Source organism: Stutzerimonas stutzeri SDM-LAC, from assembly GCF_000235745.1.
Lineage (GTDB): Bacteria > Pseudomonadota > Gammaproteobacteria > Pseudomonadales > Pseudomonadaceae > Stutzerimonas > Stutzerimonas stutzeri_H.
In genome coordinates this window covers 35,811-56,270 of record NZ_AGSX01000004.1, presented here as the reverse complement: position 1 = coordinate 56,270, position 20,460 = coordinate 35,811, and the positions used below count along the sequence as shown (strand labels likewise).

Annotated in this window: 20 protein-coding genes; 11 read left to right on the top strand and 9 right to left on the bottom strand. The window is 60.0% G+C overall.

Translation table 11 applies throughout. From position 1 onward, the window contains the following. Positions 1-24: 24 nt before the first annotated feature. Positions 25-1,245 (top strand): MFS transporter, encoded by a 1,221-nt coding sequence (locus PSTU_RS0100250; RefSeq protein WP_019339043.1) that lies wholly within the window; start codon positions 25-27, stop codon positions 1,243-1,245. Between the two features lie 89 nt (positions 1,246-1,334). Here the strand turns inward: PSTU_RS0100250 and PSTU_RS0100245 are convergent, their stop codons facing one another. Together PSTU_RS0100245 and pedF are read right to left on the bottom strand one after the other, a co-directional pair. Next, positions 1,335-2,234: a substrate-binding periplasmic protein gene (locus tag PSTU_RS0100245; RefSeq protein WP_036992377.1), complete on the bottom strand. Its 900-nt coding sequence runs from the start codon at positions 2,232-2,234 to the stop codon at positions 1,335-1,337. Between the two features lie 5 nt (positions 2,235-2,239). Next, positions 2,240-2,677 (bottom strand): cytochrome c-550 PedF, encoded by a 438-nt coding sequence (pedF, locus tag PSTU_RS0100240; RefSeq protein WP_019339041.1) that lies wholly within the window; start codon positions 2,675-2,677, stop codon positions 2,240-2,242. 336 nt (positions 2,678-3,013) lie between these two features. Between pedF and exaA the strand changes: the two genes are divergently transcribed. From exaA to PSTU_RS0100220, 4 genes are all read left to right on the top strand, one after another. Further along, positions 3,014-4,873, top strand: coding sequence for a quinoprotein ethanol dehydrogenase (gene exaA, locus PSTU_RS0100235; RefSeq protein ID WP_019339040.1), 1,860 nt, complete (start codon positions 3,014-3,016; stop codon positions 4,871-4,873). 145 nt (positions 4,874-5,018) lie between these two features. After that, the gene (locus tag PSTU_RS0100230; protein WP_019339039.1) at positions 5,019-5,669 is read left to right on the top strand and encodes a pentapeptide repeat-containing protein; all 651 of its coding nucleotides are present in this window, start codon (positions 5,019-5,021) and stop codon (positions 5,667-5,669) included. Between the two features lie 106 nt (positions 5,670-5,775). Continuing rightward, on the top strand, positions 5,776-6,420 hold the full coding sequence (locus PSTU_RS0100225) for a 3'-5' exonuclease (protein ID WP_019339038.1): 645 nt from the start codon (positions 5,776-5,778) through the stop codon (positions 6,418-6,420). A 106-nt stretch (positions 6,421-6,526) separates the two neighbouring features. Then, positions 6,527-7,066, top strand: coding sequence for a DUF421 domain-containing protein (locus tag PSTU_RS0100220; protein ID WP_019339037.1), 540 nt, complete (start codon positions 6,527-6,529; stop codon positions 7,064-7,066). A 15-nt stretch (positions 7,067-7,081) separates the two neighbouring features. On the opposite strand, the gene PSTU_RS0100215 is transcribed toward PSTU_RS0100220, so the two are convergent. Continuing rightward, on the bottom strand, positions 7,082-8,077 hold the full coding sequence (locus tag PSTU_RS0100215; RefSeq protein WP_019339036.1) for a potassium channel family protein: 996 nt from the start codon (positions 8,075-8,077) through the stop codon (positions 7,082-7,084). 267 nt (positions 8,078-8,344) lie between these two features. On the opposite strand from PSTU_RS0100215, the gene PSTU_RS21100 reads away from it, so the two are divergent. Then, positions 8,345-8,545, top strand: coding sequence for a diguanylate cyclase domain-containing protein (locus PSTU_RS21100; RefSeq protein ID WP_080571157.1), 201 nt, complete (start codon positions 8,345-8,347; stop codon positions 8,543-8,545). Here PSTU_RS21100 and PSTU_RS0100205 read toward each other — a convergent pair. The 4 genes from PSTU_RS0100205 to PSTU_RS0100190 form a co-directional block, all read right to left on the bottom strand. Further along, positions 8,520-8,837, bottom strand: a complete 318-nt coding sequence (locus PSTU_RS0100205) for an EthD family reductase (RefSeq protein ID WP_019339034.1) — start codon at positions 8,835-8,837, stop codon at positions 8,520-8,522. The two genes, PSTU_RS21100 and PSTU_RS0100205, sit on opposite strands and share 26 nt — an antisense overlap. 200 nt (positions 8,838-9,037) lie before the next feature. After that, a complete protein-coding gene (locus tag PSTU_RS0100200) occupies positions 9,038-9,691 on the bottom strand; it encodes a response regulator transcription factor (RefSeq protein ID WP_019339033.1) in 654 nt (217 codons plus the stop codon). Further along, positions 9,672-10,955: a histidine kinase gene (locus PSTU_RS0100195; RefSeq protein WP_019339032.1), complete on the bottom strand. Its 1,284-nt coding sequence runs from the start codon at positions 10,953-10,955 to the stop codon at positions 9,672-9,674. The genes PSTU_RS0100200 and PSTU_RS0100195 overlap by 20 nt, the downstream gene beginning before the upstream one ends. 36 nt (positions 10,956-10,991) lie before the next feature. Next, positions 10,992-11,429 (bottom strand): copper-binding protein, encoded by a 438-nt coding sequence (locus PSTU_RS0100190; protein WP_019339031.1) that lies wholly within the window; start codon positions 11,427-11,429, stop codon positions 10,992-10,994. A 152-nt stretch (positions 11,430-11,581) separates the two neighbouring features. Between PSTU_RS0100190 and PSTU_RS0100185 the strand changes: the two genes are divergently transcribed. The 5 genes from PSTU_RS0100185 to PSTU_RS0100165 all read left to right on the top strand — a co-directional run bounded on the left by PSTU_RS0100185 (position 11,582) and on the right by PSTU_RS0100165 (position 16,374). After that, positions 11,582-12,781, top strand: coding sequence for an ABC transporter substrate-binding protein (locus PSTU_RS0100185; RefSeq protein WP_019339030.1), 1,200 nt, complete (start codon positions 11,582-11,584; stop codon positions 12,779-12,781). Position 12,782: 1 nt separating this feature from the next. After that, positions 12,783-13,799, top strand: a complete 1,017-nt coding sequence (locus tag PSTU_RS0100180; protein ID WP_272941872.1) for a YVTN family beta-propeller repeat protein — start codon at positions 12,783-12,785, stop codon at positions 13,797-13,799. Next, the gene (locus PSTU_RS0100175; RefSeq protein ID WP_019339028.1) at positions 13,796-14,524 is read left to right on the top strand and encodes an ABC transporter ATP-binding protein; all 729 of its coding nucleotides are present in this window, start codon (positions 13,796-13,798) and stop codon (positions 14,522-14,524) included. Before PSTU_RS0100180 ends, PSTU_RS0100175 begins: the two co-directional genes overlap by 4 nt. Positions 14,525-14,579: 55 nt before the next feature. Next, on the top strand, positions 14,580-15,371 hold the full coding sequence (locus PSTU_RS0100170; protein ID WP_019339027.1) for an ABC transporter permease: 792 nt from the start codon (positions 14,580-14,582) through the stop codon (positions 15,369-15,371). A gap of 337 nt (positions 15,372-15,708) precedes the next feature. Then, complete coding sequence (locus PSTU_RS0100165; RefSeq protein WP_019339026.1) at positions 15,709-16,374, top strand: response regulator transcription factor; 666 nt, start codon at positions 15,709-15,711, stop codon at positions 16,372-16,374. Between the two features lie 174 nt (positions 16,375-16,548). Here PSTU_RS0100165 and nahK read toward each other — a convergent pair whose 3' ends face one another. Next, a complete protein-coding gene (gene nahK / locus PSTU_RS0100160; RefSeq protein WP_080571156.1) occupies positions 16,549-19,197 on the bottom strand; it encodes a hybrid sensor histidine kinase/response regulator NahK/ErcS' in 2,649 nt (882 codons plus the stop codon). Next, entirely contained in the window at positions 19,115-20,254 is a 1,140-nt protein-coding gene (gene nosP, locus PSTU_RS0100155) for a nitric oxide-sensing protein NosP (protein ID WP_413771550.1), read from the bottom strand. The genes nahK and nosP overlap by 83 nt, the downstream gene beginning before the upstream one ends. Positions 20,255-20,460 lie beyond the last annotated feature (206 nt).

Below are 20,460 nucleotides of genomic sequence, written 5' to 3'. Positions count from 1 at the left end.
CTCACGTCAAATCGGGCTTTATCAATGAAACAAACCTGGTCCCCATTTCCCTGGGTGTGCTTCGCCATGTGCGTCGGTGTCATGGGCACGGCACTCATCTCACCGCTGTATCCGCTGTATCAGCAGGCGTGGCAGCTTCGCACCAGCGATATCTCACTGATCTATGTCGTGTACATGGCAGGTGCGCTTTTCGGGCTCCTGTTCATGGGCCGACTGTCCGATACCTTGGGTTTTCGCAAGGTCATGCTCAGTGGTTTGCTGCTCGGCTGGGGCGGGACGCTGGTGACGATGCTGGCGTGGAATCTGCCGAGCCTCAATATCGGCCGCTTCGCAGTCGGCCTTTCTTCCAGCCTGATCGTGACCAGCGCGTCGGTGGGCCTGGTGCAGATTTCCCGTGACGGCGCGTCCCAGCGGATTTCGATGATCACCAGTTTCCTGCTCGCCTTTGGCTTCGGCCTCGGCCCGCTTACCGGCGGCGTTACTGGCCAATGGTTTGCGCAGCCGCTGATAACCACCTATATCCCGACGCTGATTCTGGGCGTGCTGGCTATCTACGCGTTGCTGCGGGTGCAGCTCAAACCGCATCCGGAGCTCAGCGCAGCCGCGCCGCTGGGTTTGCGCACCTTCATTCCGCGACTGACCTGGGCAGCGCGCCATGACTCGCTGGCGTTCCTGCTGACCTGTGCCTGCCCTTTTTTCGCCTTTGGCGTATTCGGCATCTATGCATCGATGGCCCCGCTGTTTCTCGAAAAGATGCTGCCCTGGCATGGCCCGGTGGTGAGCGGCACCTCCATCGGCGTCATCCTGCTGGCTTCAGCCCTGATGCAACTGGCCTGCGCGAGGATGAGCCTGCGCTGGTGCGGGCTGCTCGGCCTGTTGTCGGTGGTATTGAGCAACGCGATGCTCGTGCTCAACTTCACGGCTGGGTCTTCGCTGGTATTCATCATCGGCGTCTGCGCGGCTGCCACCGGCCATGGCATGTGCCTGTTGGCCGGCATCAGCATGGTCAACCGTATTGCCAGCCTGGGCGAGCGCTCGGGGCTGATTTCGACCTACCTGGTGTGCGGCTACGTTGGCAGCATCGTGCCGCTGCTCGGCGTCGGCTGGATCGCCGACCACTATGGACTGCCCGTTGCGATCAGTTTGCTGGGCTGGGTGGTGGTTGCACTCGCTACGCCGCTGGCTGTGTGGTTTTTCCGGCATCCACGGATGCAGGCCTGCGGTCATGCCGGGCCAGCGGACTAAATTGGCGGTCGGACGGATCAGGACACACGAACTCCGTCCGGCGCCAACAAACAGACCCCGCAGGCATCGGCAGCCGGATAGAGCGCTGATCAGTTCTCGCCCAGCTGCACCTGATACAGCTCGGGCAACTCATAGCGCAGCCCGTAATCGGCATAGATTGCCTCAACTGCACCGTCTTTCATCAAGCCTTCCAACTCACCCTCGAGCGCATAGGCCAATTGCCGATTGGATTCATGCACGGCCATGCCCAGCTCCCATACCTGCTTGCCCATGTTCGGATAGGCGTTTTCTGCAGGTTTGAGATGACTGTCCTTGGCTTGCCCCAGCATCCAGTCGATCTCGCCGCGCATGGCCATGGTCGCGTCAACTTCCCCGGCCTGCATCGCTGCGAATGCGGCCTGAGCCGTCGGGTAGTGATGCAGCATCTTGGCGATGCTGCCGTTGAATACTGATGACAAATAGAACGAGGGGACGCTTTCCACTTCCACCCCGACCGGGTGGTAACGGAACACTGCGACACTGGGGAGCGCTTCGAGGCGACGATCGTCATAAGCCGACTGCCAGCGCTCACGCTGGTACGGGCCAAACATGACCACCAGCTCGTTTATCAGCTCGCCCAACTCGTTCTGCTTGTAGGAAAACTCACGGTCGTAGGGCACACGCATCATCACGTCGGCCAGAACGTTCGGCCGCAGGTAATGCCCTTTCCAGATGAAGTTGCGCAGGTCGTCATCCAGCGTCTCGTCTGGCGTTACCCATAACACTTCGATCTCTAACCCGAGTCTGGACGCCAGTTTTTGCGCGAGCTCGAAGTCGACCCCACGCGGCTTGCCATCGGCCATGAAGCTGTACGGCGGAAAGTTCTCGTACATCGCCACCTTGAGCACGCCCGAATCGATGATGTCATCGAATGCGCGCACCTTGACGACCTCCGCCTGTACCAGCGCACAGGCCATCCACAAGCAGAGCCCCGCAAGCAACTGGCGCATGGTGATCACCGCTTGGCAGCTTCGCTTTCGACGTACGTACGGATGGCCCAAAGTGCTTCCTGGCTGAGGTAATCGGCCATGCGGGGCATGTAGACGGCGCCATCGCGAACGGCACCGTTGATCACGCGCTCCTTGAACCACTCGTCACCGTCATAGCTGGCTTCCAGGTCACGCAGATCCGGTGCGATGCCGCCAGAGATTGCCTCAAGGCCATGGCAGCGCGCGCAGTTCTGGTTGTACGCCGAAGAACCGATTTCAACAGCCTTGTCATAGTCATCGCTGGGCGCGCGGTACGGATTTTCATCGAGCCACTCTTCTCCCAACGGCGTCAGCCCCTTGGTTTCCACCTTTTGCGGCGTGACATCGCCATGGGCGAAGGCAAAGCCAGCGAAGCCGAGCAGACCAGCAGCAAAGAGTGCGCGCAGTTCAGTTTTATTGTTCATGACTACCACCGTTGTTATCGAATACCTGAGCAAGGCAGCCCCAGTTGGAGCGCATGGTGGTCATCTTGGGCATTGCGATCAGGTGGCAGAATCCTGCTTTGGTTGTCGGCGTCTCCTCCCTTGGTAGTAGGGCCTCATGCGCCATCGGCGCAGCACCCAGGTAGCAGACCGAAATCACAGGCGGATTGGGAAGTTTTCCCTGAATCAGCGGGAGCTTTTCCGTATCAGCCGTCGCGATCCCATCCCAATAATCGAATCGCCTGACCAGCCTCTCGCACAACCCGTGTAGCGAGCACAGCAACTGGCCTCGTCCGAATCGACCAAGGGAAACCAACCATGACAACTACAGCCCACCTGGGCAGCAAACGCCCCCTCGTCATCGCCGTTCTGATTGGCGGTCTCTCACTCAGCGGCTTGGCAGCTGCCAAGAACGTCACCTGGGACGACATTGCCAACGACCACCTCTCGACCGAAAACGTGTTGCAGTACGGCCTGGGCACCAACGCCCAGCGCTGGAGCCCGCTGCAGCAGGTAAATGACGAAAACGTGTTCAAGCTAACGCCGGCCTGGTCGTTTTCGTTCGGTGATGAAAAGCAGCGAGGACAGGAGTCCCAGGCGATCGTGCACGATGGGGTCATCTACGTGACCGGTTCGTACTCACGCGTGTTCGCGCTCGATTCGCGTACCGGCAAACGTCTCTGGAGCTACGCCCACCGCCTGCCCGCGGACATTCGCCCCTGCTGTGACGTGGTCAATCGAGGCGCGGCGATCTATGGCGACAAGATCTACTTCGGCACGCTGGATGCCCAGGTAGTCGCCTTAAACAAGGACACTGGCAAGGTCGTCTGGAAGAAGAAGTTCGGTGACCACGGCGCGGGTTACACCATGACCGGCGCACCAACTCTGGTCAAAGACCAGAAGAGTGGCAAGGTCCTTTTGATTCACGGCAGTTCGGGCGACGAATTCGGCATTGTCGGCAAGCTGTTCGCCCGCGATCCGGACACCGGTGAAGAGGTCTGGATGCGCCCCTTCGTCGAAGGGCATATGGGGCGGCTGAATGGACAAGACAGCACACCAACAGGCGATGTGAAAGCGCCTTCCTGGCCGGATGATCCCAATTCACCCACCGGCAAGAAAGAAGCCTGGAGCCAGGGCGGCGGTGCCCCATGGCAGAGCGCGAGCTTCGATGCGCAAACCAACACCATCATCGTAGGCGCAGGCAACCCGGCGCCCTGGAACGGTTGGGCGCGTACCGCTGATGGCGGCGAGCCGAAAAACTACGACAGCCTCTATACCTCAGGGCAGGTCGGCGTGGACGCCTCGACGGGCGAAGTGAAATGGTTCTATCAGCACACCCCCAACGACGCCTGGGACTTCTCTGGCAACAATGAGCTGATTCTGTTCGATTACAAAAACAAGGAAGGAAAAACCGTCAAGGCCACGGCTCACGCCGATCGCAATGGCTTTTTCTACGTGGTCGATCGCAACGATGGCAAGCTGCAGAACGCCTTTCCTTTCGTCGATAACATCACCTGGGCCAGCCACATCGACCTGAAGACCGGTCGGCCAGTCGAGAACGAAGGCCAGCGCCCACCCATGCCGGAGCCTGGCGAAGCGCATGGCAAAGCAGTGGAGGTTTCACCCCCCTTTCTGGGCGGCAAAAACTGGAATCCCATGGCCTACAGCCAGGACACAGGACTGTTCTACGTGCCGGCCAACCACTGGAAAGAGGATTACTGGACCGAAGAAGTCAGCTACAAGAAGGGTAATGCCTACCTCGGGCAGGGCTTTCGCATCAAGCGCATGTACGACGATCACGTCGGCATTCTTCGCGCCATGAATCCCACAACGGGCAAGGTCGCCTGGGAACACAAGGAGCCGCTGCCGCTCTGGGCGGGCGTGCTTGCCACTAAGGGCAACCTGGTATTCACCGGGACCGGTGATGGTTACCTGAAAGCCTTCAACGCCAAAACCGGCGAAGAGCTCTGGAAATTCCAGACAGGCAGCGGAATCATCGCCCCGCCCATCACCTGGGAGCAGGACGGTGAGCAATTCATCGGTGTGACCGTCGGCTACGGCGGCGCCGTACCGCTGTGGGGCGGTGACATGGCAGCGCTGACCAAGCCTGTTGCGCAAGGCGGCTCGTTCTGGGTGTTCCGGATCCCGAGCTGGGACAAGCAGACCGCCAAACGCTAAGCCTGGGCTGCGCCGTGATGCGGCGCAGTCTCCCGCGCTGGACAGCTGGCGTTGCCAGCTCGGTTGAACCGCAAGGGTTGGCGCTCTCCGGTTCATCGAGCCGTCACACATCAGCTGTCCTCTCCCCTTCGAATACGGAGCTGCCATGAACCCGATTCTTCTTTTGCTGCCCCTTGCATTGCTCGCCAGCACGTCGCTGCTCGCTGACGACGATCAGCCAACAGTCATCAATGGCTGCGTCATCCAGCCAGAAAGCAGATGCCTCAACGCCGACCTACGTAATGCAGACCTGAGCAATCAGGACATGCGCAAGATGGACCTGGCCGGTGCCAATCTGGCCGGTGCCAACCTGCGTCATGCGAATCTCGATCTGGCTAATCTTGAAAAGGCTGACCTGACCGGCGCGACCCTCACCCGCGCTAGCCTGCAACAAACCAACCTGCGGGTGGCGAACCTCACCAATGCCCACCTGGTGGCAATTCAGGGATGGGGCCTGTTCGCTCAGGCCGCACGGTTCAACGGGGCTGACCTGACCGCGGCAAATCTCGAGTTTGCGCGTTTGAGCGGGGCGAAAATGCAGGGCGCGGATCTAACCGCCGCCAACCTTGAAATGACCTGGCTGAGCAAGGCCGATCTTGCACGCGCAACGTTGACTGACGCGAACCTGCAAGAAGGCAAGTTCAACGATGCCAACCTCGCAGAGGCCACCCTGACTGGCGTGCGCCGGCACTATGCAACCTTTCAAGGTACCAATATGGATCGCTGCATCGATTGCCCTATGGATTGGGAGAAGTAAGGGATACGCATCAAACATGCGTCTGGGCGCGTTGTGCGCTAGTCTCGCCTGCATCAGCGAAGCCACTGCACCCCGCTGCTCTTGTCAGCGCTTGCCGGAACCCTTCATGCCCTTCATCCGTATTCCGCAGGTCGTCGAACTGGACGTCCTGCCCCGCTTCGATGGCCTTCATCTCGATCAGATCATCATGCCCGAAACCGCCGAAGCCTTTAGCCAAGCCAAGGATGAACTGCTCGGTTGGCCGCAGGTCGGCTTTGATACCGAATCAAAACCGACCTTCAAGGTGGGCGAACTATCGACGGGGCCGCACTTGATTCAGTTTGCCAGCCCCGAGAAAGCCTATCTGTTCAAGGTGGACTCGGATGGCTGCAGGGAAGCCGTCAGCGCAGTGCTCCAGTCAGATAGGGTGTTGAAGGTGGGCTTCGGGCTGAGCACCGACCGCAGCCGTTTGCGCAACCGCCTGGGTATCGAGATGCAGCACTTCATCGACCTGGGCACTACCCTGCGCTACCAAGGCAAAAAGGGGCAGGTCGGACTACGCGGCGCGGTTGCAGCCGTATTGGGTATGCGAGTGAGCAAATCGCGCAGCGTATCTACCTCGAACTGGAGCAACCGTTCTCTAACCGATGCGCAGCGGCTGTACGCGGCGAACGATGCTTACGCCGCACTTAGAGTATTCCTTGCCTTGGGTGACGACGCCGAACGCGTTCTGCAAGACCGGATCGTCCCGGCCAAAAGGCTGGACAGCTGACAACGCACTTGGTCGATACGAAGGAATGCTCTCTTCCTCGTACTGAATGTGCAACCCATCTACCTCGGTTGGCGTCTACCAAGGGCAGACTCCAAAGGAGATAGATGTGGAAGGTATGTTCTTCAGCGGCTGGTCGACACTGGTCCGCACCCTGGTCATTGGCGTCCTGGCTTACATCAACCTGATCGTGCTGCTACGTATTTCCGGTCGCCGCACACTATCGAAAATGAACGCTTTCGACCTAATTGTCACGGTAGCTCTGGGTTCCACGTTCGCCACCATTCTGCTTAACAGCAAGGTATCACTCGCCGAAGGCACCTTGGCTTTAGCGCTTCTGATCGGTTTGCAGTACCTGGTCACCTGGTCCAGCGTCAGAGTCGGTTGGGTACGCAAGCTCGTCACCGGCGAGCCAGCACTGCTGCTGTATCAAGGTCAAATGCTGAACACCGCAATGCGCGCCGCTCGGGTAACGGAAGATGAAATTCGCGCGGCGATCCGATCCAGCGGATCTTCTGCAATCGATGACGTTGAAGCGGTCGTTCTGGAGACAGATGGCAGCTTCAGCGTGATCAACCAAGGTTCCGGCGGCCAGCGCTCGAGCTTATCCGGTGTTATGACTCCGGGTCCTAAAGACGTCGAGCTTTAGGCGAACACACTGACGTCAACAGCTGCGGTACACGTGATGCCATCCCCAGCCATCGGCGGCCAGTAAAGCGCCCAACAAACGGCGCCGCTCAGTTGCGTTGAGCAACTGGTCCACGTTCGACCTGAGAGGTATTCCGGCTTCTCTGAGTGACGCTAGATCCATCACCGGAGCATTGGCGTGGCTATCCACGCGGCCGAGGTAGTTGGAACGTTGCACCTCGATATGATGGTCCAACGCTGAAACGAGCATTTTGTGCTTCAGCGTATCTTGCGGCACTTCTCCAGCAACCCCTTCGAGCAACTGCAATACCTCGTGCAAGCTCGCCACGGCAGGTATGACGTTTTTCTCCGTCTGTTTGTTATGAAAGCAACGAATCACCGGATAGGCTTGATGATTGAGGGTGTGCTCAACCAGCATCTGACGGATGTTGCTGGCATTGTCATAGAAACGCGAAAAGTCAGACCCGTTCCAACTGTTGATGAGGATCTCCTGTGGCGTCCGGCCCATGCTGCTGATGAGCAGACTGAGCTGGTTTTGCAGGCTGACAGCCGACAGTACCGGAACGATGTAGGTGATCGCAGCCGTGATGAAGGTCAGTCCACAGAAGGCTGCAGCACTGGTCAGTACTCGCCAGGCATCGTTTGACGCTGCGAAATCGCCAACTCCCAGCGTCGAAAGTGTAAAACCGGCGTAGTACAAGGTTTCCCAGAGGTCCGCGGCGAGCTTGGTCGTGTCGTTCACCACCGAGGCAGGATCCGACGCGAGCATCAAAAACAGACTGAGCCATAGACTGACAATCCAGGTGAGCAGCGCCAACAGCAGCACGCACTGCCCGGCATATTCCAACAGTCGGGACTCCCCTCGCCGTCCCGCAACGTTGAAGAAGCAACGCCATACCATCCTGGAAACCGCGTTGGTAATAGGCCCACCGCCTCGCGTCGACAGTGTGGTTTTGATGATATCCATCGCCGTAATCAGAAAGAGCACAATTCCCAACACGAGAAAAACCATATGGCGCGTATTGCTCCATTGCAAAAGGATTCAGTAGGTAGGAAGAATCCAGCCGCTGTTAGTTCAGAGCCGGTTACCTCACTCGAGTAATCAAACCGGCAGGACAAGCGAAGGGCGTGGCGGCATTCCTGTTAGGCGAGCTACGCAACACCGATGCGGCATTCCGTATCGGCGGCGAGGAGTTTTTGCTGATGTTGCCGCGCACGCAGCCGACAGAAGCCTTGGCAAAGCTGGACGCAACTCTGCCAGCAATTCGCGGCTCAACCGCTGGAAACGCGTGCAGGACCTCTGCAGCTGACCATGTCGACCGGCGTAGCGCACTACCCGTCGCAAGCCAGCGACCTGGACGGCCTCATGCAGCACGCCGACAGCCAGCTTTATCTGGCCAAGGGCAGCGGGCGGAACCGGGTCATGGCGATGCCCGTGGTGAACGACGCCGCAGTCAGTGCCCGACCACTACCTCGCTGATCTGCCGGACGGGCATCAGGTCGGTGTAGTTGGCAATGTCAGCAACGATCTCCTCGGCATGCGGAGCAATGCCAGCTTGGAAGGCCTCCAACGAATCGCTAAAAATGTGACACATCGCGACATACGGCGCCGGTTCGTCAGAAGTGCGTCCGCAGATGGCCTTATCAATGGTGTAGTAAAGGCAGGCATCGCCCATGCGGGCCTTGAGAAGCGGTAGGTGCTTGTCGCGGTAGTAATCGTGATCGAACCTCGCGCCGGGGGTGTTGGGGTACATCACGCTGACTTTGATCATTGTTATCTGCCTATATGGGGACGTAACGCGTTCAGGACCCTTGCTCGATTGCAACCGTTGCGTGTGCAGTATCAACGTTCAGACACGACGCCACGGGGGTCAGCTTCTGACAAGCTGCGATGCCCAACGGTTTGCACAAAGAACCGTCAGTTCGCACTGCCGCCGACAAAGGCGACGTCATCAAACCCCGGCCTACCGAGCTAACCGGCTGCACGATCACCCAGCCGCAGAATACCGGTATCGATGGCCAGATGAACCAGCTCGGCATGGGAGCTGACCTGCAGCTTGCTCTTGAGTAGCGTCAGGTAGTTGGAAACCGTCTTGCCACTGATGCAAAGCCGTTCGGCGATCAGCCTCGTTGGGGTGCCCTTGGCGAGCATCACGAAGATTTCAAATTCACGCTGGGTCATCCCTTGCAAACGTGGATCCAGCGCATTGGCAGTCGCCGGGTTGCGTGCCAATTGAGTGGCCAGCGGCTGTTCGATATAGGCATAACCAGCCAAGGTTCGGCGTACCGCATCCAGCAACACATCCGGCGACGAACTCTTGGTGATATAGCCGGCGGCCCCAGCATCCAGTGCCTGTCGTACCAGGGGCAGTTCGTCGTGCATGCTAAAGAACAGCACGCGCAGTTGTGGCAGCCGCTGCAACAGACGCCGGGTGGTTTCGACGCCGCTGATGCCGGGTAGCCCCACATCCATGATCACCAGACTTGGGGAAGCCTCCTGAGCTTTGGCCAGGGCCTCCTCGCCGTCGCAGGCCTCAATGACCTGAACTTCGGGTAGCAAGGCGCGTAGCAGCGCAGCGTAGCCCTGGCGGACCACAGCGTGATCGTCAACGAGAAGGATCTTCATTGGAGCATGACTCCCTGATCGGAATGTCCAGATAAACCACCCAGCCGTAACCTACTCGCCTGCACGCGATCAACCGGCCATCCAGCGCCCGCGCACGCTCATGCATCGAGCGCAGGCCAATGCCCGGCCGTCCGGGTGCGCCGTGGCCGTGGCCATTGTCACGGACAAGCAGCCTCAGTCGGCCGCCGTTCATGCGCAGGCGGATAAACACGAAGCTGGCGCAGGCATGCTTGGCCACGTTTGTGAGCGATTCCTGCAGCAACCGATACAGCTGTTCTTTCTTGTTCAGCGGAAGGGACGGAATGCGCCGGTCGATCTGCACGCGCAGCTCGATCCCTTGCGCGCTTTGCCACTGCTCGGCCAGCAACTGTATTGCTTCAGGCAACTCCAAATGGTCGAGCATCACGGGATAGAGCTCGCGCGTTAGCCTGCGAAAACCGTCCTGCAACTGTTCACAGTGATCATCCAGAGTGCGTGCGGTTGTGCTGACCAGCTGCGGCTGGTCTTTTATCGCCTGTAGCAAGCAGGCCTGGGCGCGGATACCGGCCAGGTATTGTCCAAGGTCGTCATGCAGCGCCTGAGCAAGCTGTGTGCGCTCCCGCTCCTGCAGCTCCAGCAACGAGCGTGTCAGGTCATCGTTTTCCCGCCGGGTGTACTCCAAGGCGCTGACCATGCGGTTGAAATGCCCGGAGAGCTGCCCTGCCTCCAGCAGGGAGTGGCTCGGCAGACGCGTATCGAGGCGGCCTTGGGAAACTTGGCCAAAGGCTGCAAGCAATTCGTTCAGCACGCCGAGCGCCGGCCGGACAGCCCACCGGATCGCCAGCAGGCTCAGCAATAACGCACTGCCAAACCATACCAATAGCTGTACCAGCGAATCCTCTACCTCCTCAATTTCGTCTTGTGGATCTACGCTCAATTGCAAGGTCCGACCTTCAGGCATCTGTACTGTCAGGGGCGCGGGCAACTCGGCGGGATACAACAGGGTCTCGAGCAAGGTGCTTCGCTGTGGGCGGATCTCACGGCTCGGAACGCCCGGGCCTAACCAGCGAACCTGCACATGCCGCAGATGACGCGTCAGCTCAGGTTGGAGAGCAGCGGGATCGCGTTTCGCTATATCGCCGAGATAGCTAAGCACGGCACCCGCCGCAGCCAGTTCACGGCCTACGTCTTGGCTCGCCTGACGCAGCAGTACGGCCAAGCAGACGGCCGCAACCAGGCCGAAGAACAGCGAAACCAGAAGACTAATGCGCCAGAGTGCCGACATGTTCAGCGTCCGCTTTAAGGGCAGCAGGTTGCTGTGCTACTTGACCACGAAGCTCCCTTCCATGCCCTTGTTCTGCAGCCCTTTGCAATAGAAGGGGAAACGCCCGGGCTTGATCGGCAGGAAGAAAATTTCCGCCTCGCCCGCTTCTTCGAACTCCAGTTCGACGAGCGTCACGGCTTTGATCTCCACACCGCCGGCCTCGACCTTGCGCAGGAAGATGGCCTGTGAAAACTCAGGAGCCTGAAAAGCACACTCTTTCTGGCCATCGGCGATGACTTTGAGTTGATAGGCGACGCCGGTTTCCAGCTGGTATTCCTTCTGGGAAACCGCGTAATCGCTTTCTTCGGAGCCAAACCTGAGATCGGGCAGCGATTGTGTACGACGGGTAAGGTCACCGGCTGCAAGCACCTGATCGAAGCCGATCAGGCTGGCGATCAGCAAGAGGTGAAGTGTTAGCGCTTTGAATGGAGGCATGGGGCTTCTCGTTCTTGTTATGGATGGCTACATGCTAGAGGCGCCTGCCAGGGTCTTGTTTACTACCTTGGTACACAGCAGCTGGTACTTTCTGCATATTTCCCCGCGCCGACAGGCTTCCTATGCTGACCACAACGCCATAGGAGTCGTCCATGCGCCCTCTTTTGTATCGTGCCGGTTGCTTGATTGCCCTTGCCTGCTGCGCCGTTTTCGCCAGCACTGCAGGCGCGGCGGGGCCAGAACTCTCGGCGCGCATCGGTTACCTCGGTTACCGCCCGGACCCAGGCCCGCTGCTATCGAATGTGATACCTGAGCCGGTTGACGCGGGCTTGAGCGGCGCCGAGCTGGCCATTACCGACAGCAACAGCACCGGTCGTTTTCTCAAGCACAGCTACACCCTGGACCGCGTCACGGCTGAAACCCCAGAGCAGCTACTGGACGAAGCGCGGCAGCTGCATGATCAGGGTGTGCGCCTGTTTGTGGTGAACGCTCCCGCGCAGAGCCTGGAAACGTTGGCCGGGGCCATGCCGGACAGTCTGCTGTTCAATGCCGGCAGTCCCGATGATGAGCTGCGAACGTCTCGTTGCCTGGGTAACGTGCTGCACACCCTGCCAAGCCGCAGCATGTTGGCCGACGCGCTGGGGCAGTTCCTCGCCGTGCGCCGCTGGAATCGCTGGCTGTTGATCAGCGGGCCGACTGAAGAGGATCAGGCCTATGCCGAGGCGCTCAAGCGGGCAGCCAAACGCTTCGGTCACAAGATCATCGAGGAAAAACCCTGGTCGTTCGATAACGACCAGCGGCGCACAGCCCAAGCCGACATGCCTCTGTTCACCCAAGCTGGCGAATACGACGTGGTCGTGGTTGCCGATGAGCGCGGCGACTTCGGTGAATATGTGCCCTATCACACCTGGTTACCGCGGCCGGTTGTGGGCACACAGGGCCTGACTCCGACCGGCTGGCACAAGACGGTCGAAACCTACGGCGCGGCGCAGTTGCAGAAGCGCTTCGAAGCCCATGCCAATCGCTGGATGAACGACCGCGATTTTGCCGCCTGGATCGGCGTACGCAGCCTGGCCACGGCAATCACGAAGCTCGGCACTACGGACCCAGACGCAATCCGCCAGATATCGCTGAGCGAGTCGCTGCCGGTCGATGGATTCAAGGGCCGCAAGTTGACGTTCCGGCCCTGGAACGGCCAGCTGCGGCAACCAGTTCCACTGGTGCATCCGCGCGGGCTGGTCAGCAATTCGCCCCAGGAGGGCTTTCTGCACCCCACCAGCGAGCTGGATACCTTGGGCTTCGATCGGCCTGAGAGCCAGTGCCGGCTGAGCGACGCGGTCCAGAATCAGTGACGTGAAAGCCGCAGAGCGGTTCAAACAACAACAAGAGAGACTTCCGATGACTCAAACGCTTTTTGCTGCAGCCACCGCTTGCGCCCTGCTCTGCGTCAGCGCATCCGCCCTGGCGGCCACCGCCTATGTATCCAATGAGAAGGACGACACCGTCAGCGTGATCGATCTGGATACGCTGGAAACGGTCGAAACCCTCGAAGTAGGCCAGCGTCCACGCGGATTGACGCTGTCGCGCGACAACAAGCTGCTCTACATCTGCGCCAGCGACTCGGACACGGTGCAGGTCATGGACTTGGCGACCCGGAAGATCATCAAGCAGCTGCCATCCGGCGCTGACCCCGAACAGTTCGCGCTGCACCCGAACAACAAGTGGCTGTACATCTCCAACGAGGACGATGCGCTGGTGACGGTGGTCGACGTCGACAACGAAGAGGTGCTCGCACAGATCGATGTTGGCGTTGAGCCTGAAGGCATGGGCGTAAGCCCGGACGGCAAGTGGGCGGTGAACACCAGCGAAACCACCAATATGCTGCACTGGATCGACACCAGTACCAACCAATTGGTGGACAACACGCTGGTCGACCAGCGCCCGCGCCACGTGGAGTTCAACAAGGACAGCACGCTGCTCTGGGCCTCGTCGGAGATCGGCGGGACGGTCAGCGTCGTTGACGTTGAGAAGCGGGAGATCATCAAGACGCTGAACTTCAAGATCAAGGGCGTGCATCCCGACAAGGTCCAGCCGGTCGGCATCAAACTCAGCTCAGACGGCAAATACGCCTTCGTCGCGCTCGGCCCGGCCAACCATATCGCTGTGGTAGATGCTAAGACCTACGAGGTGCTCGACTACCTGCTGGTGGGGCGCCGGGTCTGGCACATGGCGTTCAACATCGATGAAAGCCGACTGCTGACCACCAATGGCGTCAGCGGCGATGTTTCGGTGATAGACGTGGATTCGCTCAAGGTGATCAAGTCGATCAAGGTTGGCCGCTACCCCTGGGGCGTGGTGGTCGCACCATGACGGCCCTGCAGGTCGAGGGCGTCAGCTTTGCCTACGGGGAACGTCAGGCGTTGCGCGACGTGAGTTTCGACACGGCAGCAGGCGGCTTCACCGCCCTGCTCGGCCCCAACGGAGCCGGCAAATCGACGCTGATCGCGTTGCTGACGCGCCTCTACGACTTGCAGCAGGGCGACATTCAGGTGGCTGGCTTCAGTCTGCGCAGCCAGCCGCGCGAAGCCTTGCGGCGACTCGGAGTGGTTTTCCAGCAAAGCACGCTGGACCTGGATCTCAGTGTCGAGCAGAACCTGCGCTATCACGCCGCCCTGCATGGCATGCCGCGCAAGGTCGCCAACGACCGCATCGAAGTGGAGCTGGATCGCCAGCAACTGGGCGAGCGCCGCAAAAGCAAGGTGCGCGAACTCAATGGCGGCCATCGCCGCAGGGTAGAAATCGCCCGCGCGCTGCTGCACAAACCGAGCCTGCTGCTGCTCGATGAAGCCAGCGCCGGGCTCGATCCGGCCAGCCGCCAGAACCTCAACGATCACGTGAGATCGCTGTGTGATGAGCAAGGCATGAGTGTGCTCTGGACGACTCATCTACTTGACGAGGTCCAGGCAAGTGATGAGCTGATCATCCTCAACCGCGGAAACCTGGTCGCGCAGGGTCGAGCCGATACACTGGCCGCCGCGGATGGCGACCTCAAGCAGACCTTCGCCCGGCTCACCCGTAGCGCGGTGCCAGCGTGATGTGCCGCGTTCGAGCCAAGTGCCCCGCCCCACCTCCAATGCAGGAAGTCTCGCCATGACGCCCTATTGGGAATGCCTGCGAGCCATCGTGTTTCGTGAGTGGCTGCGTTTCGTTCAGCAACGCTCGCGGTTCTTCAGCGCCCTGGTGCGCCCGCTGCTCTGGCTGGTGGTATTCGCGGCCGGATTTCGCGCTGCACTGGGCATCGCCATCATCGAGCCCTACGAGACCTATATCACCTACGAGACCTGGATCGTGCCGGGCCTGGCCTGCATGATCCTGCTGTTCAACGGCATGCAGGGCTCCCTCTCCATGGTGTATGACCGCGAGATGGGCAGCATGCGCGTACTGCTGACCAGCCCTCTGCCGCGCAGTTTTCTACTGGCGAGCAAGTTGTTGGCGACAGCGCTGATCTCGCTGCTACAGGTCTATGCGTTCCTTTTCATCGCCTGGTTGTATGGCGTGCAGCCGCCTGCAGCAGGCCTGCTTACGGCTCTGCCAGCGCTGCTGCTGGTTGCGTTGCTGCTCAGCGCGCTGGGGTTGTTGCTATCCAATGGCATCAGGCAACTGGAAAACTTTGCCGGGGTGATGAATTTCGTCATCTTTCCGATGTTTTTCCTGTCATCGGCGCTCTATCCGCTGTGGAAAATGCGTGAAGCCAGCGAATGGTTGTTCTGGCTCTGCTCGTTCAACCCCTTTACCTACGCCGTGGAATTGGTTCGCTATGCACTGTATGAACGCCTCAATCCGCTGGCGTTGGCGGTGTGTCTCGGCCTGACGTTGCTGTTCAGCCTGCTTGCGGTGCTCAGCTTCAATCCGCAGCACGCCGCGCTACGGCGGGTGACCTGAGCCGTTCTCTACTACTTTGGTGCTGGTTCTCCTGTCGATTGTAGGATTTTAAACACCTGCACTTTGCCCTGTAATGTGGCCGACCGAAGTACTGGAAAGCTGAACATGCCAGAGCCCAAAAGGTCTGTTGCCGCTCGAAACGCCGCGGTTTCCAGAAGACACCCAGGGTGTTTTCGACGATGGTTTTCTCTCCCAGGACTGGGCAAGCTTATGGGTGAACAGCCCCTGATCGAATAGGCGCCGCACAATGGCAGCCATTGGTCGCTCGAAGCCGCGCACGACGAAGGTCTTCTTCCGATCTACCCCACCATAATCAGAACAATGAAGGTGACCGGCCATGTACAAGATACTGATCGCTGACGACCACCCGCTTTTTCGTGAAGCCATCCATAACGTCATCCAGGACGGCTTCCCAGGCAGCGAGATTCTCGAAACTGCCGACCTCGACAGCGCGCTGTCGATGACGCTGGAGAATGACGACCTCGATCTGGTGCTGCTCGACCTGAACATGCCCGGAATGCACGGCCTTAACGGGCTGATCAACATGCGCAACGAGGCGCCGACCATTCCCGTGGTGATTGTCTCTGCCGAACAGGACAAGCAGATCGTGCTACAGGCGATCACCTATGGCGCGTGCGGCTTCATCACCAAGTCATCGCCACGCGCGCAGATGACCGAGGCCATCGAGCAGATCCTCAACGGCAATGTTTACCTGCCTTCGGACATCATCCGCAGCCAGAAGGCCACCACCCGCCGCGCCCAGCACAACGAGCAAAGCATCCCACCCGAGCTGTTGCAGGCGCTGACCCGCAAGCAGCTGCTGGTGCTTGAACGCATGACCAAGGGCGAATCCAACAAGCAGATTGCCTACAACCTCGACATCGCCGAAACCACGGTCAAGGCCCATGTCTCGGCCATCCTGCGCAAGCTCAACGTACACAACCGGGTGCAAGCCATCCTCTCGGCAGGAGACATCGACTTCACGGCTTATCTGCGCAGGTGATCAGCCGCGGCCACGCGTGCCCCAGCAATAAGCTAGAAGATCTCCTGCAGGAGCCAGCTTGCTGGCGATAGCCGGAGCGCCTGAGTTACCGCTGATCGCGAGCAAGCTTGCTCCTACAGATTGGCCATAGACGTCAGCACCGCCGAGCCTTTGTAGATCGAGCCTGGCGCTGCTCTAGGAATGCCCCTGTTCCATCATGTGGCACATGGCGGTCTTCAGCTTCATCGGGCGCACCGGTTTATGCATCAGCATGTGGCCAAGCTCACGCACCTGCTGTTTGAGTTCGTTGCTGTAATTGGCGGTGATCATCAAGGCTGGCAGCGGGCTGGCACGCCGGGCATTGACCGTCTCGACCACGTCGATGCCATTGCAGCCGTTGTCCAGGTGATAGTCGGCGATGATCAGATCGGCATCGGCGTGGAAGTTGTCGACCTGCCCGGCCAGGTCCTGTTCCGAGAGCGCCGTTACAACGTGACAGCCCCAGCCTTCCAGCAATGTGCGCATACCGGCACAGATCGCGGTGTCGTTATCCAGCACCCAGACCCGCGCGCCCTTGAGCCGTTCGAGCAGTTGGTCCGTGGCTGACGGCTCTACGCTGGCCTTTGGTGCCCGCTTGGCCAAGGGCACTTCGATGGCGAATTTGGAGCCGCGCCCGGGCACCGAGCTGACCTGGATCCGATGACCGAGAATCCGCGCGATCTTCTCGACAATCGCCAGGCCCAGGCCAAGCCCGCGATCCTGTTGAGGACGTACGCCTTCGCCGCGTTTGAATTCGTGGAAGACCTCCTCGAGCTTGTCCTCGGGGATGCCGACGCCGGTGTCCCATACCTCGATCGACAGGCTCTGCCGGCGGCGGCGGCAACCCAGCATCACACGGCCTTGCGGCGTGTAGCGAATGGCGTTGGTCAACAGGTTGCGCAGGATGCGCGCCAACAACTGGATATCGCTGCGCACCAGTGCGGAACAGGGAATGAAATCCAGCTGCAGCTGCTCGCTGCCGGCGATCTGGTTAAACTCCGCGGCCAGGTTTTCCAGCAGCTCGCTGACGGCAAACGGGGCGATATCGGGCTTGATCACACCGGCATCGAGTTTGGAAATGTCGACCAGCGTACCGAGCAGGTTTTCCACGTCTTCAAGTGAATTGCTGATATTGCGGATCAGCCCGCCGCTGGCCGCAGTCGGCTGTTCCAGCAATGCGCTGGTGAACAACCGGGCAGCGTTCAAGGGCTGCAGCAAGTCGTGACTCACCGCGGCAAGAAACTTGGTCTTCGACAGGTTAGCCAGTTCCGCTTCGCGCTTGGCTTCACGCAGCCGCGCCTCGGCGTGAGCGCGTTCGTCAATTTCGCACAACAGCTGGTCGTTCAGGCTAGTGAGCTCCGCGGTACGCTCACGAACTCGCTGTTCGAGGTTCTGATAGGCCTGGTGCAGCGCCTCGGCCGTGCGCCGGCGATCCGTAATGTCTTGAATCAGCACAAAGATACCAACCACCTCGCCGCTGGCCTGCCGGTTCGGCACATAAGAGCGCAGCATGTAGCGCTGCAGTCCGGAATGATTGTGCTCGGCCATCTCGAAGCTGACGCTTTCGCCGCGCAGCGCCCGGTCGATATAGGGTTCGAGCTGCAGCCAGTGCTCGCCGCTGTGAATGTCACGCAGCGACTGGCCGAGCATGCCTTCGCTGGGCCAGCGATACCATTCCTCGTAGACCTTGTTGGTGAATTCGTAGGTCAGATCAGCCGACACATAGGCGATCAGCGCCGGCACATGGTCGGTGATCAGGCGGATCCAGCGCTCGCTCTCGCGCAGCGCTTCGGCATGGCGGTAACGCTCGGTGATGTCAGTGAAGGTATTGACGAAGCCACCAGTGGGCAGCGGATGAGTACGGACCTCAAGCGTCCGGCCGTCGAACAGGTGCTGCTCCAGTTCCGTTAGCGGCTGACCGTCGGCGTCACGGGTGTTGGGCGTCAGCAGTTTCAGCTCACTGTCGGCCATCACCTCGTCGAATGGTCGATGTGCTTCGACGGGCGCCAAGCCGCAAAGTTCGAGGAAACGACCGTTCCACAGCTCCAAACCACCATCGGCGCTGACCATCGCCACGCCTTGTGAAAGGTTGTCTACGGCGCGCTGCAACAAGCGGGACTTCTGCGCCAAGGCCTGCTCGCGGCGCATGGTCTCGCTGACCTTCACCTCGGTGATGTCGGTGTAAAGCATCACCAACCCACCCTCGCGGGTTGGCCGCTCGCTAAGCTGCACCCAGCGCCCGCTTTGTAGACGGTAGACGGTGGGCTCGTTGGCCTTGCCACGGTGCTCCTCGGCGATCAGGCCGCTGTTCTCCGCCAGCCGCTTTAGTTCCGACAGCCGCGTGCCGCTGTTGATGCGGACGCGGGTTCGGCTCCACAGCGTCTTGAAGCGCTTGTTGAACAGGACGATGCGCTGGTCCTTGTCGAACAGTACGAAGGCATCGGAAATGCTCTCGATCGCATCGACTAGATGCTGATGCGCGGTTTCGGCACGCAGGCGCGCGTCGCTCAACAAGCGGTTGCTGGCCTTCAGCTCGGCCATCGCCTGATTCAGCGCGTCGGTGCGTTCGCGCACCTGCTCGGCCAGTTCGACCGAATGCTGAAAAGCCGCGTAGGACGCGTCGCGCCCAGTGTTACTGGATTCGATACGCTCGATCAGCGCAGCATTGATGCGCCGCAGCTTGTAGTTTTCGCGCTCGAGTTCGGCCTGCCTGTCACGCCGCTCAACGGGCCCCTCTTTCTCCAGCCCGTCCACCTGGCCGGCCGATGGCAACGCCGGTGAAGGTCTGGTTGATATGCATGCCATTGAACTGCTCTCCGTAGGTGTTGAAACCGATCACCTGCTGGCGTCGGAGAAAGGCCGAAGTGTCGTCGCTGGAGCCGTTGTCATCGATCTCCAGCCGCCGCAGGAAGCAGTCGCAGCCGATGGTCAGCAACGGTGGACCGAGGCGCTGTTCGAGGCGTTCGAACAGCCCTTCGAGGTTGGGCATCAGTGGACCAGGACGCATCGCAGTCAGCACGATGCCGTTCTCCACGGCGCAATAGAACGTCAGGCTGAGGTCATCGTTGACCTTTTGGATGGCGCGGACGTAGTAGTGCTCGTTAATCCGTACCGCCAGCGGATGCGCCGCGAACAGGCGGTGATTGAGATCACTGACCTCGACACCGATCAGCCGCGCATATTCCTCGGCGGCGGGCTCTGCGTTCAGTTCGTAGACCCGCCGGGCATGACTGTCCACGCGCGTCACCACCAGCTTCTCGGTGCGCGGCAGCATGTGATGCGTGGTGAACACCTCGAAATCCAGCCAGGTGTTGATCAGCACCACCGCTGCCGCCCCGCTGTGGAACTTGCCGCCGTAGTAGACGTGAGTGTCGGTCAGGTGATTGTCGTCGCCGGCCGAGCCGCCGAAATGCGGGATGCTGCCAAAGGCAGCACTGAGCGCGGACAACACGATCTCCTCGCGGCTCGACAGCCCGTCAAGCAGGGTTAGCGCGAAGCTGTGATCCTTAATCGGCGCCAGCGAGTTGCTGCGGCAATCGCTGCCCAGCCGCTCGACCAGTTGCTGCGCATCGGTGAGGCTGAAGCGATCCATCTCGTCGATCAGCTCGCAGGCGATGGAAAAGCTGCGGTGATCGAAGCCAACCGCAGTCACGCAACTGCGCCCGTAGCCCTGCGAGGTAATTTCGCCAGCCGACGTACAACCGACCATGCGCACGCCGCCGAAGTACTGGTGCAGCGCATTGCCCAGTGCCGGTAAGTCGTACTCGGCAGAGCAGAAAAACAGAACGAAGCCGAGATACGGATGTATCAGCTGGCGCGCCAGGTCCTGGGCCACCGTCTCGGCATCCTGAGCTTCAGACATTGCTGTGCGCACCGCTAAGGATTCTTGCTCGCCCACGCACACCACCCCATCCACCGTTATCGTATGACCTCATTCTTGGTCAGGGCATTGGGCACGAACATGCTACTTCAGTACCGCCTGCGGCCTGCCAAGGTAGCAAAGCGACGAAACAGCGCAGATGCAGCCGCTGGCAGGGCGTCAATCCTTGCCGGTTGAGCGAAAAGCGC

Excerpts from the sequence above, each read along its gene's own strand:
- nosP (WP_413771550.1), bottom strand. The coding sequence starts at position 20,254 with ATGTCTGAAGCTCAGGATGCCGAGACGGTGGCCCAGGACCTGGCGCGC.
- PSTU_RS0100165 (WP_019339026.1), top strand. The coding sequence starts at position 15,709 with ATGTACAAGATACTGATCGCTGACGACCACCCGCTTTTTCGTGAAGCC.
- PSTU_RS0100230 (WP_019339039.1), top strand. The coding sequence starts at position 5,019 with ATGAACCCGATTCTTCTTTTGCTGCCCCTTGCATTGCTCGCCAGCACG.
- exaA (WP_019339040.1), top strand. The coding sequence starts at position 3,014 with ATGACAACTACAGCCCACCTGGGCAGCAAACGCCCCCTCGTCATCGCC.
- PSTU_RS0100245 (WP_036992377.1), bottom strand. The coding sequence starts at position 2,234 with ATGCGCCAGTTGCTTGCGGGGCTCTGCTTGTGGATGGCCTGTGCGCTG.
- PSTU_RS0100185 (WP_019339030.1), top strand. The coding sequence starts at position 11,582 with ATGCGCCCTCTTTTGTATCGTGCCGGTTGCTTGATTGCCCTTGCCTGC.
- PSTU_RS0100190 (WP_019339031.1), bottom strand. The coding sequence starts at position 11,429 with ATGCCTCCATTCAAAGCGCTAACACTTCACCTCTTGCTGATCGCCAGC.
- nahK (WP_080571156.1), bottom strand. The coding sequence starts at position 19,197 with ATGGCATGCATATCAACCAGACCTTCACCGGCGTTGCCATCGGCCGGC.
- pedF (WP_019339041.1), bottom strand. The coding sequence starts at position 2,677 with ATGAACAATAAAACTGAACTGCGCGCACTCTTTGCTGCTGGTCTGCTC.
- PSTU_RS0100225 (WP_019339038.1), top strand. The coding sequence starts at position 5,776 with ATGCCCTTCATCCGTATTCCGCAGGTCGTCGAACTGGACGTCCTGCCC.
- PSTU_RS0100195 (WP_019339032.1), bottom strand. The coding sequence starts at position 10,955 with ATGTCGGCACTCTGGCGCATTAGTCTTCTGGTTTCGCTGTTCTTCGGC.
- PSTU_RS0100175 (WP_019339028.1), top strand. The coding sequence starts at position 13,796 with ATGACGGCCCTGCAGGTCGAGGGCGTCAGCTTTGCCTACGGGGAACGT.
- PSTU_RS0100250 (WP_019339043.1), top strand. The coding sequence starts at position 25 with ATGAAACAAACCTGGTCCCCATTTCCCTGGGTGTGCTTCGCCATGTGC.
- PSTU_RS0100170 (WP_019339027.1), top strand. The coding sequence starts at position 14,580 with ATGACGCCCTATTGGGAATGCCTGCGAGCCATCGTGTTTCGTGAGTGG.
- PSTU_RS0100205 (WP_019339034.1), bottom strand. The coding sequence starts at position 8,837 with ATGATCAAAGTCAGCGTGATGTACCCCAACACCCCCGGCGCGAGGTTC.
- PSTU_RS0100200 (WP_019339033.1), bottom strand. The coding sequence starts at position 9,691 with ATGAAGATCCTTCTCGTTGACGATCACGCTGTGGTCCGCCAGGGCTAC.
- PSTU_RS0100215 (WP_019339036.1), bottom strand. The coding sequence starts at position 8,077 with ATGGTTTTTCTCGTGTTGGGAATTGTGCTCTTTCTGATTACGGCGATG.